This is a genomic window from Burkholderia sp. L27(2015) (assembly GCF_009765705.1).
Classification (GTDB): domain Bacteria; phylum Pseudomonadota; class Gammaproteobacteria; order Burkholderiales; family Burkholderiaceae; genus LMUX01.
Genome location: NZ_LMUX01000057.1, coordinates 503 through 1,338 on the forward strand (window position 1 = coordinate 503; position 836 = coordinate 1,338).

Here is an 836-nt window from a genome sequence, read left to right on the forward strand (position 1 = left end):
CATGGGCTTCACGCTGAACAACCTCACCCTGCTGGCACTGGTGATCGCGATCGGCTTCGTGGTGGACGATGCGATCGTGGTGATCGAAAACATCATCCGCCATATCGACCAGGGCATGCCGCGCTTGCAGGCGGCACTTGCCGGTGCGCACGAGATCGGTTTTACCATCGTCTCGATCACTGCCTCGCTGATCGCCGTGTTTATCCCGCTGCTGTTCATGGGCGGCATTACCGGCATGTTCTTCAAGGAGTTCACGCTCACGCTGGTGGCGGCGATTGCGATATCGGCGATCGTTTCACTCACGCTGACCTCGGCGCTGTGCGGACATTTTCTGAGTGGTCATGATGCGCACGGCGATCTGCCAACGAGCAAGCCCTCGAAGCTGGCAGTCGCGCTGGATGGTTTCCACGACGGCATGTTGCGGTTCTACAGCAGGGCGCTGGATTTTTCGCTGCGTCACGCATTGTTGTTCTCGTTGACCCCGCTGATCCTGATCGGGATCACCGCTCTGCTGTTCACCCAGGTCAAGACCGGGTTGTTTCCGCCACAGGACACCGGTCTGATCCGCGGTCGTGCCACTTCCGGCGCCACCGTATCGTTCAAGGACGCGTCGAACCGCCAGCAACGCCTGATCGACATGCTGCTGAAGGATCACGATGTCGCCACCGTGGGCGCGCGCCTCGGCAGCAGCCGGCAAGGCGCCAGCGGTTCGTTCGATATCGAACTGAAGACACACGCACAGGGACGCCGGGACGATACCTTTGCTGTGCTGGCGCGCCTGAGCACCAAAGCCGCCAAATATCCGGACCTCAACGTGCGCCTGCGACCGATTCAAG

The 836-nt window shown here is 60.8% G+C and carries 1 protein-coding gene; it reads left to right on the plus strand.

All coding sequences use genetic code 11. The features are described from left to right. A partial coding sequence (locus GSQ77_RS29065; protein WP_174246528.1) for an efflux RND transporter permease subunit occupies positions 1-836 on the plus strand: 836 nt, incomplete at both ends.